At 46.3% G+C, this 9,303-nt stretch carries 11 protein-coding genes; 6 read left to right on the top strand and 5 right to left on the bottom strand.

Annotation, left to right across the window (positions count from 1 at the left end):
• Position 1: 1 nt before the first annotated feature.
• Complete coding sequence (gene cobA, locus QMA41_RS18145; protein ID WP_038164363.1) at positions 2-865, bottom strand: uroporphyrinogen-III C-methyltransferase; 864 nt, start codon at positions 863-865, stop codon at positions 2-4.
• Between the two features lie 262 nt (positions 866-1,127).
• Between cobA and cpdB the strand changes: the two genes are divergently transcribed.
• The 4 genes from cpdB (at position 1,128) to QMA41_RS18125 (ending at position 5,167) form a co-directional block, all read left to right on the top strand.
• Positions 1,128-3,089: a 2',3'-cyclic-nucleotide 2'-phosphodiesterase gene (gene cpdB, locus QMA41_RS18140; RefSeq protein ID WP_281630348.1), complete on the top strand. Its 1,962-nt coding sequence runs from the start codon at positions 1,128-1,130 to the stop codon at positions 3,087-3,089.
• 140 nt (positions 3,090-3,229) lie between these two features.
• Positions 3,230-3,778: a Crp/Fnr family transcriptional regulator gene (locus QMA41_RS18135; protein WP_227495664.1), complete on the top strand. Its 549-nt coding sequence runs from the start codon at positions 3,230-3,232 to the stop codon at positions 3,776-3,778.
• Positions 3,779-3,848: 70 nt separating this feature from the next.
• A complete protein-coding gene (locus tag QMA41_RS18130; protein WP_021455195.1) occupies positions 3,849-4,301 on the top strand; it encodes a GNAT family N-acetyltransferase in 453 nt (150 codons plus the stop codon).
• Between the two features lie 2 nt (positions 4,302-4,303).
• Positions 4,304-5,167: a DMT family transporter gene (locus tag QMA41_RS18125; protein WP_281630347.1), complete on the top strand. Its 864-nt coding sequence runs from the start codon at positions 4,304-4,306 to the stop codon at positions 5,165-5,167.
• Here the strand turns inward: QMA41_RS18125 and QMA41_RS18120 are convergent, their stop codons facing one another.
• Positions 5,168-5,737, bottom strand: coding sequence for a LysM-like peptidoglycan-binding domain-containing protein (locus QMA41_RS18120; protein WP_172845238.1), 570 nt, complete (start codon positions 5,735-5,737; stop codon positions 5,168-5,170).
• A gap of 234 nt (positions 5,738-5,971) precedes the next feature.
• Here QMA41_RS18120 and QMA41_RS18115 point away from each other — a divergent pair, with 234 nt between their 5' ends.
• Together QMA41_RS18115 and QMA41_RS18110 are read left to right on the top strand one after the other, a co-directional pair.
• Positions 5,972-6,592, top strand: coding sequence for an FKBP-type peptidyl-prolyl cis-trans isomerase (locus QMA41_RS18115; RefSeq protein WP_006963202.1), 621 nt, complete (start codon positions 5,972-5,974; stop codon positions 6,590-6,592).
• A gap of 95 nt (positions 6,593-6,687) precedes the next feature.
• Positions 6,688-7,167 carry a DUF2780 domain-containing protein gene (locus QMA41_RS18110; RefSeq protein ID WP_281630346.1) on the top strand — a complete coding sequence of 160 codons (480 nt, stop codon included), beginning with the start codon at positions 6,688-6,690 and terminating at the stop codon, positions 7,165-7,167.
• A gap of 71 nt (positions 7,168-7,238) precedes the next feature.
• Here the strand turns inward: QMA41_RS18110 and rplQ are convergent, their stop codons facing one another.
• From rplQ to rpsD, 3 genes are read right to left on the bottom strand one after another with little or no spacing between them, the layout of a single operon-like run.
• A complete protein-coding gene (rplQ, locus tag QMA41_RS18105; RefSeq protein WP_005383141.1) occupies positions 7,239-7,619 on the bottom strand; it encodes a 50S ribosomal protein L17 in 381 nt (126 codons plus the stop codon).
• A 26-nt stretch (positions 7,620-7,645) separates the two neighbouring features.
• Positions 7,646-8,638, bottom strand: coding sequence for a DNA-directed RNA polymerase subunit alpha (gene rpoA, locus QMA41_RS18100; protein ID WP_004410407.1), 993 nt, complete (start codon positions 8,636-8,638; stop codon positions 7,646-7,648).
• A 24-nt stretch (positions 8,639-8,662) separates the two neighbouring features.
• The gene (rpsD, locus tag QMA41_RS18095) at positions 8,663-9,283 is read right to left on the bottom strand and encodes a 30S ribosomal protein S4 (protein ID WP_006963204.1); all 621 of its coding nucleotides are present in this window, start codon (positions 9,281-9,283) and stop codon (positions 8,663-8,665) included.
• Between the last annotated feature and the right edge of the window lie 20 nt (positions 9,284-9,303).

Below are 9,303 nucleotides of genomic sequence, written 5' to 3'. Positions count from 1 at the left end.
ATTACGCGAATTGGCGCTGTTGTAATGGTTCTTGCTGTGTTCCAAACCACGTTAATTTTTCTGACAAAGACACCACTTCCCCAATCACAATCAGTGACGGTGATTCAGCATCTTGAGCAAGGGTTGCCAGCTGTGATAACTGACCTTTAAAAACTTTCTGACAGGATTGTGTTCCACGTTCGATGATCGCAATCGGAGTGTCTGGAGAGCGGCCATGTTCAATCAACTGACCTTGAATGTATTCAGACTTCATCAACCCCATATAAATCACCAAAGTCTGATTACCGCGAGCCAGCGTTGACCAATCCATTTGATCACTTTCCGCTTTAAGATGGCCAGTAATAAACATCGCCGTCTGCGCGTAATCGCGATGCGTCAATGGGATACCTGCATAAGCAGTAGCACCAGCTGCGGCGGTAATACCTGGCACAACGTGAAACGAAACGCCCGCATCAGCCAAGACTTCCAGTTCTTCACCACCACGGCCAAAGATAAATGGATCGCCACCTTTGATGCGTACAACACGATGTCCTTGCTGAGCGAAGTCCACCAGTAGCTGATTGGTTTTTTCTTGAGGAACACTATGATGACCAGCACGCTTACCGACACAGACTAAGATCGTATCGCTCGGTACCAGTGCCATGATTTCATCGGAGACTAAATAGTCGTAAAGTACGACATCCGCCTGCTGTAAAAAGCGTAGTGCTTTGATGGTCAGCAATTCAAGATCCCCCGGACCAGCACCAATAAGAGCAACTTCACCTGAGTTCAATACACTCTTACCAATATTCTCAGTAGAAGACTGCGCTTGTGCTGCTCGCGGGTTATGAAGTGGAAATTGAGAAATTGTATCCTTGCTCGCCATCATGTTGTTCCTTTCCTGTCGTTGAAAGCATTATGGCGCTCTATATATATTACCTGAAATTCTAAAATTTCATTTTTTATACCTTTTTCTGATAAGAGTAGAATACAATGTGGTTAATGGTTGAACACAGATGAGATCTACTGAGCAGAACGGCATAAAGTAATTGTTCTAGGTCACAGTTTGTTACTGAGCGAAATATCTGTTGCACGGCGTTTTGCTACATTATGCAACGTCTCAAAATAACGCTATCGGAGCTTACAAAATGAAAGTCGCAGTGAACCCCCTTTCGCTTGCTGTACTGGGTGGCATGCTAACTATGGCAGGCCCAGCAATGGCTGAAACGATCAAATTACGTATCGTAGAAACCACGGATATTCACACTAACGTCATGGACTACGACTACTACAAAGATAAACCGACTCAAAAAACCGGTCTGACACGCACAGCGACGCTGGTTAAGCAAGCTCAGGCCGAGGTAGAGAACAGCGTACTGGTTGACAATGGTGACCTTATCCAAGGTAGCCCTATGGGTGACTACATGGCCGACAAAGGCATCAAGCCAGGTGAAGTACACCCTGTTTACAAAGCAATGAACCAGCTAAACTACGATGTCGGTAACATTGGTAACCACGAGTTTAACTACGGTCTGGAGTTCCTTGCAGAAACCATCAATGACGCTGACTTCCCATACATCAGCGCCAACGTGTTTGATAAGAAAACAGGCAAGCACTACTTCAAACCATACATCATCAAAACTCACACTTTTAAAGATGTTGATGGTGTAGAACATGAAATTAAAGTGGGCTACATCGGTTTCGTGCCACCACAAATCATGGTGTGGGATAAGAAAAACCTAGAAGGTAAAGTGTTTGCCAAGGACATCAAAGAGACAGCAGAAGAGCTTGTTCCGCAGATGAAAAAGGAAGGCGCTGATGTCATCGTTGCCATTCCACACTCTGGCGTAGCATCTGACCCTTACAAAGCAGGCGCAGAAAACTCAACTTACTACTTATCAGAAGTCGAAGGTATTGATGCAATCGCCTTTGGTCACTCACACGCGGTCTTCCCGGGTAAAGGTTTTGACAACATCCAAGGTGTCGATAACCAAAAAGGTACTATTAACGGCGTCGCTTCGGTTATGCCTGGACGCTGGGGCAGCCACGTCGGTGTTATCGACCTAGAATTGAAAGAACAAGATGGCAAGTGGTCAGTTGTGAAAGGTCAGGCAGAAGCCCGTCCTATCTACGATAAAGTGGCTAAGAAATCTCTTGCTAAAGCCGATCCTGACATGGTGAAAGCACTAGAAGCAGACCATAAAGGTACGCGCGATTTCGTTAACCAGCCAATCGGTAAAGCAAACGACGTGATGTACAGCTTCCTTGCTCTAGTACAGGATGATCCAACCGTACAAATCGTTAACCTTGCACAGAAAGATTACGTGGAACGCTTTATTCAAGGCGACCCTGATCTGTCAGATATTCCAGTCCTTTCAGCAGCCGCTCCTTTCAAAGCTGGTGGTCGTAAGAACGATCCAGCAAACTTTACTGAAGTCGAATCCGGCCAGCTGACGTTCCGTAATGCAGCAGATCTTTACCTTTACCCGAACACGCTTGTCGCAATGAAGGTCAAGGGTAAGGAAGTAAAAGAGTGGCTAGAGTGTACTGCTGGTCAATTCCAACAGATTGATGTTAACAGCACTGCACCACAGCAGCTGATCGACTGGGATGGCTTCCGTACTTATAACTTCGACGTCATTGACGGTGTTGAGTACCAGATTGATGTAACTCAGCCAGCAAAATACGATGGTGACTGTAAGCTAGTCAACGAAGGCGCTGAACGTATTGTTGGTTTGACTTACCAAGGTAAGCCAATCGATATGGAACAAGACTTCCTGATCGCGACCAACAACTACCGTGCATACAGCAACAAATTCCCAGGCACTGGTAGTGAGTTTGTGGCGTTTGATTCTCCAGACGAAAACCGCTCTGTTATTGCGTCTTACATCAGCCGAGTAAGTAAAGAAAAAGGCGAAGTAACACCAAGCGCAGACAACAACTGGACATTCGCTCCAATTAAGTCTGACAACAAACTGGACATCCGCTTTGAAACCTCACCAAGTGAGAAAGCTGCGGCCTTCATTGAGAAGAAAGGCCAGTATCCGATGAAACAAGTCGCAACTGACGATGTGGGTTTCGCGGTTTATCAGATCGACCTACAAAAGTAGGCATGTGATATAGTTTTTAAGCCGCGATATTTATCGCGGCTTTTTTTCATCACAAGTTAGCGAATCACACTTGATCGGTTTAGAATTCTAAGCATGTTTTAGTTGATGATAAAAAGTTCATGCAGCCCACCAAACGCTTTATGGAACAGCTCCAAGCCACAGGCTTCAATCACGATGAAATAGCCCAATTGCTTGACTCTGCTCAGCTTATTGAGCTCCCGACCCGACACATATTGCTTCATCAAGGTCAGCTTGCCGAGGAGATATTTTTCCTCATCGAAGGGATTTGCCACTCCGCCTACCTCACTGACAAGGGTAAAGAATTCAGCAAGGAATTTTACTGGGAACACGACTGGATCATCGGCTTTGAAAGTTTAATCAAGCAGCAACCGTCACCCTACCTGCTCGAATCTCTGACCTCTTGTGTGCTCTTCTCACTTCCAGTAGAAACACTTCGTCAGTGGCGCAGTCAAAAACATAGCGTGTATCTCAAGCTGCTCGAAACTCAGTTGATGTACAAAGAGAACAAAGAACGCTTTATGTTGTTGTACACCCCAGAAGAACGTTATGAACTGTTCTGCCAGCATTACCCGCACTTACCTGAAAGGCTAACCGACTATCAGATAGCCGCCTATCTAGGTATTACCCCGATTAGCCTGAGCCGAATTAAAAAGCGAATGCAAAGTTAACATTTGTTAATGCTGCTAGGGTTCATCACTGTTAACTTAGGTCTTCATAAGAACGAAACCGAGCAACGCTATGATCACCTGGCAACTTCTTCCTTTTGACCAATTGTCTACCCCTCAGCTATACCAACTCCTCAAACTGCGTGTTGATGTGTTTGTCGTCGAACAAACCTGCCCCTACCCTGAACTGGATGGCAAGGATAGCTTAGAGAACGTACACCATTTAATGGGCTACAAAGATGACGAACTGGTTGCTTGCGCGCGACTTCTGCCGCAAAACGTCAGCTACCCTTCAGTCAGTATTGGTCGAGTGGCTACCGCGCAAGCCCATCGCGGTGACGGGTTAGGCCATCAGTTGCTTGAACAAGCGCTATTAGAGTGCGACAAGCTGTGGCCGGGACAAGATATTGAGATTGGTGCTCAGGAGCATCTAGAAACGTATTACAACCGCCATGGTTTTCAGCGCACCTCAGAGATGTACCTAGAGGACGATATTCCACACATCGACATGAAGTTTAGTCGGTAGTTATGACCGGGCTCTCTCCTCAAGCCATTGCTCTGTGGTTACTCATTGCAGGTAATCTCACGGCATCACTGTCGGATGTGATGGTCAAATTGCTTGATGGCAGCGTGAGCCCGTTTCAGTACATTTTTATTCGCCAGTTAATCTCAGTCGCGGTGATCTACCCGCTGTGGAGAAAAGAAACACAGGCCACACGCCAACTGCGCTCACCCGGCCTCAATATCTTTCGCGCTCATCTGGTTTTGATTGGCAGTGGTTGCATGGTGGTTGCCATCACTCATATGACTTTAGCCAGTGCAAATGCTGTGTTCTATGCCGCCCCTTTGTTAATGCTGCCCATTTCAGTTTTGATGATGGGAGAAAAACCCTCTCGTTCCAAAGTACTCGGCACACTATTAGGCTTTGTTGGTGTGCTGATTGTTCTCAGACCTTCACAATTTCATTGGGCTGCTTTTTTTGCACTCGGTACGGCAACCACGCTGGCGTTGTTTAATGTTTCAGCACGTAAACTGCCCGAGCAACAATCCATGATCAGTACCTTGTTTTGGACTTCACTGCTATCACTTCCCGTTGCGGGCATTCTGGCCGCTTGGTCGTGGCAACCAATCAACGCCTCCCAATTGGGACTAATCGCTGCCGGAGCACTTCTGATTCTTGTTTATAATGGTCTGGCTGTACTGGCTTACCGAAAAGCGCCAGCTGGGGAGATAGGTTTAGCGGAGTATTCTGGATTAGTGTTTGTCACTCTGTTTGGAATCTGGTGGTTTAACGAAATTCCGGATTGGATTACTGCCATGGGTATCATGCTGATCATCGCCCCTTTATTACCAATCAGACGACGATTTCGACAGCGTGTCGTCAGTAGTTAACTACTTACTGCGTCCAAATCCACCATCCGATAGACGAAAGAACATAACAGATTTGGCGCTTTTCTCGAGCTGAAGTATATCTAAGCTGCCGTCATCCGCGAGTTTGAAACGAACCAGCTGGCCAGCCTTAATATAGCTAAGCGGCTTGTCACTACCTTCAACGCGCACTAACGCATTCAAATCAGCCATTGCCAGATTATTGTTGCGGAAGACTTGCGCCAAGGTGTCACCTCTCTTCACTGTATATTCCTGCCAGACCTCCGACTTTAAACTTTCCTGTTGCTGAGAAGGCTGCTCACTCAATCCAGTAGTATTGATATTAACTTGAACGCGCTGTTTTGCTGTTTGAGGGGACGAAGGCTGTTCGACTGTCGGCTCTGGTGTTGGGATAACCAATAAAAGCAAAACGACTGGCACGAGTACCATCAATCCACGCTGATGCAACTTAGGCAGATGAGCCCAAGCCTGCTTTGCTTGATCGGCGATGCCCTTCCAATCTACCTGCGAAAACTTCTGCTGTACCAGTTCTGCATAATCTACCTGTTTTACTTTTTTCTTTCTGCGATTCATTACGCGAGGTCTCCCAGGGTCCACGACTACAAGTATAAAAACGAAGCGCACTGTAGTATAGGAGTTTTCAATGTGTTAAGTGATGTGCAGGTCAAATTTGTCAATCTCAGCTTAAAAGTAAGACGTAAATCTCACATTGCAACACTTGTTGTTGCTTCCAAGCGGGACCATTTCATCCCAGCACTAATACTGGTATCCTGTGCCACCTGAATACATCAAAAATAGAGAGACATCATGTCTGAAGTTAAATTTGAAACTGTAGAACAAAAAGCAAGCTACGGCATTGGTCTACAGATGGGTCAGCAACTGGCTGGTTCTGGTCTAGAAGGCCTGAGCGTTGATGCAATTGCAGCGGGTATCGCGACTGCTCTAGTAGGCGACATGCCAGCGATTGAAATCGACGAAATCAACTCTGCACTTCAAGACCTACACCAACGTGCAGAGTCTGCACGTCAAGAGTCAGCTAAAGCAGCTGCAGCTGACGGTGAAGCGTTCCTAAAAGACAATGCCCTTCGCCCAGAAGTAACGGTTCTTGAGTCCGGCCTACAGTACGAAGTTATCACAGAAGGTACTGGTGAAATCCCTACGTCAGACAAGCAAGTACGTGTTCACTACCACGGTGAACTGACTGACGGCACTGTATTCGACAGCTCGGTATCTCGCGGTCAACCAGCAGAGTTCCCTGTAACTGGCGTAATCAAAGGCTGGGTTGAAGCACTTCAACTAATGCCTGTTGGTTCTAAGTGGAAACTATACATTCCTCAAGACCTAGCATACGGCGAGCGCGGCGCAGGTGCAGCGATTCCTCCGTTCGCAGCACTTGTATTCGAAGTAGAACTACTAGACATTCTGTAATTCGAAACGAACCCATAATTCTTAATAAAGCGACGCATTGCGTCGCTTTTTTTGTCTACACTGGTAGTGTTTCGCTTTGCCCTTAAGGAATCACTATGACTAAAGCCCTACTACTGCTCCCCCTTCTCCTCTCAACAAGTTTCTCAAGTTACGCGTTTCTCAATCTAGGAAAGGAGAACCCCGACTCGAGCGCGTTAACTAGCGTCATCAGCGAAAAGTTATCGAACACACAAAGCCAATCACCGCTGACTGACGCATTAACCAGCAACCTATCGATCAGCGGAGAACAAGCCGCAACAGGCTCGGCAGCGCTGCTATCTATGGCTCAAAATCAACTACCTGTAAATCAAAGCGAAGAATTAACAGGTGCTATACCAGGTTTATCGAGTCTATCCTCACTGGGTGGGATAGCGGGTCAAGTAGATTCAATGAGTGCAGTGAATGATGTTTTCGCGAAGATAGGGCTAGATTCATCCATGATCAGCCAGTTTACTCCAATCATACTAGAGTACTTATCGGGACAAGGAGCCAGCTCGGGACTAATGGCATCTCTTGAAGAGCTGTGGAAAGAATAATAAGAATTGAATAAATAACAGATACAAAAAAGCCGAGCTAATGCTCGGCTTTTTCGTTCGTACGAACCTGATTACTCAGCAGCTTCTTCAGCCGCTGGGCGATCTACAAGCTCAATGTAAGCCATTGGAGCTTTATCGCCAGCACGGAAACCAGCTTTTAGGATACGAGTGTAACCGCCCTGACGAGCAGCAAAACGTGGACCTAGTTCGTTAAATAGTTTTGCAACTACTTCGTTGTCACGAGTACGTGCAAATGCTAGACGACGGTTAGCAACGCTGTCAGTCTTAGCTAGTGTAATCAAAGGCTCAACTACGCGACGTAGCTCTTTAGCTTTTGGCAAAGTAGTCTTGATAACTTCATGACGTACTAGAGAGCTAGCCATGTTGCTGAACATCGCTTTGCGATGTGAGCTATTGCGGTTGAGTTGACGACCACTCTTACGATGGCGCATGACCTAATCCTTCTAACTAGTATCGATTAATCTTCAGCGATAGACGCTGGTGGCCAGTTTTCTAGGCGCATGCCCAGAGACAGACCACGTGATGCAAGTACGTCTTTAATCTCAGTAAGAGATTTTTTACCAAGGTTAGGCGTTTTAAGTAGCTCAACCTCAGTACGCTGTACAAGATCACCGATGTAGTGAATCGCTTCTGCTTTCAAACAGTTAGCAGAGCGAACTGTTAGTTCAAGATCGTCTACAGGACGCAGTAGGATCGGATCGAATTCTGGCTTCTCTTCCTTCTCCTCAGGTACACGTACATCACGAAGATCTACGAACGCATCCAATTGCTCAGCTAGAATAGTAGCTGCGCGACGGATTGCTTCCTCAGGGTCTAGAGTACCGTTCGTTTCCATGTCGATAACAAGCTTGTCTAAGTCTGTACGCTGCTCTACACGAGCTGCTTCAACAGAATAAGCAATCTTATCTACTGGGCTGTACGTAGCGTCAACCAGTAGGCGACCGATTGGACGCTCATCTTCTTCAGTATGGATACGAGCTGAAGCTGGAACGTAACCACGACCACGTTCAACTTTGATACGCATTGCGATCTCAGCGTTGTCATCTGTTAGATGACAAATAACGTGTTCTGGGTTAGCGATCTCTACATCACCATCATGGGTGATGTCACCTGCAACCACAGGGCCCGAGCCTGATTTGTTAAGCGTAATAAACACTTCATCTTTGCCTTCGGCAACGCGCACAGCCAAACCTTTAAGGTTTAGAAGAATTTCAAGAATATCTTCTTGAACACCTTCTTTAGTGCTGTATTCGTGTAGAACGCCTTCAATTTCTACTTCTGTAACTGCGCAACCTGGCATAGAAGATAGAAGAATACGGCGAAGTGCATTACCTAGAGTGTGACCAAAGCCACGCTCTAATGGCTCAAGAGTTACTTTTGCGTGTGTCGTGCTAACTTGTTCGATGTCAACAAGACGTGGCTTAAGAAATTCTGTTACAGAACCCTGCATTGTGTCCTCTCTTTAGTTTAAACCTTACTTAGAGTAAAGCTCGACGATCAGTTGTTCGTTGATGTCAGCAGATAGATCTGAACGCTCAGGCAAACGCTTGAACGTACCTTCCATCTTACCACCATCTACTTCAATCCAAGTTGGTTTTTCGCGTTGTTCAGCAACTTCTAGAGCCGCTTTAATGCGAGATTGCTGTTTAGCTTTCTCACGGATAGAAACAACGTCGTTAGCCGCAACTTTGAAAGAAGGAACGTTTACAACTTTACCGTTAACTAGGATAGCTTTGTGGCTAACTAGCTGACGTGCTTCTGCGCGAGTTGCGCCAAAGCCCATGCGGTAAACTACGTTATCAAGACGACCTTCAAGAAGCTGAAGTAGGTTTTCACCAGTGTTGCCTTTTAGGCGAGCAGCTTCTTTGTAGTAGTTACGGAATTGTTTTTCTAGAACGCCGTACATACGACGAACTTTTTGCTTCTCACGAAGCTGAACGCCATACTCAGATAGACGACCGCGACGAGCGCCGTGTACACCTGGTGCGTTATCAATTTTACACTTGGTATCGATCGCGCGTACACCAGACTTAAGGAATAAGTCAGTACCTTCGCGACGGCTAAGCTTCAGCTTAGGACCCAAATATCTTGCCATGATCTTTCTCCAGTAATCTA

This window comes from Vibrio sp. St2, from assembly GCF_947311885.1.
In the GTDB taxonomy this organism is placed as follows: Bacteria; Pseudomonadota; Gammaproteobacteria; order Enterobacterales; family Vibrionaceae; genus Vibrio; species Vibrio coralliilyticus.
This window is presented reverse-complemented; position numbering and strand designations above follow the sequence as displayed.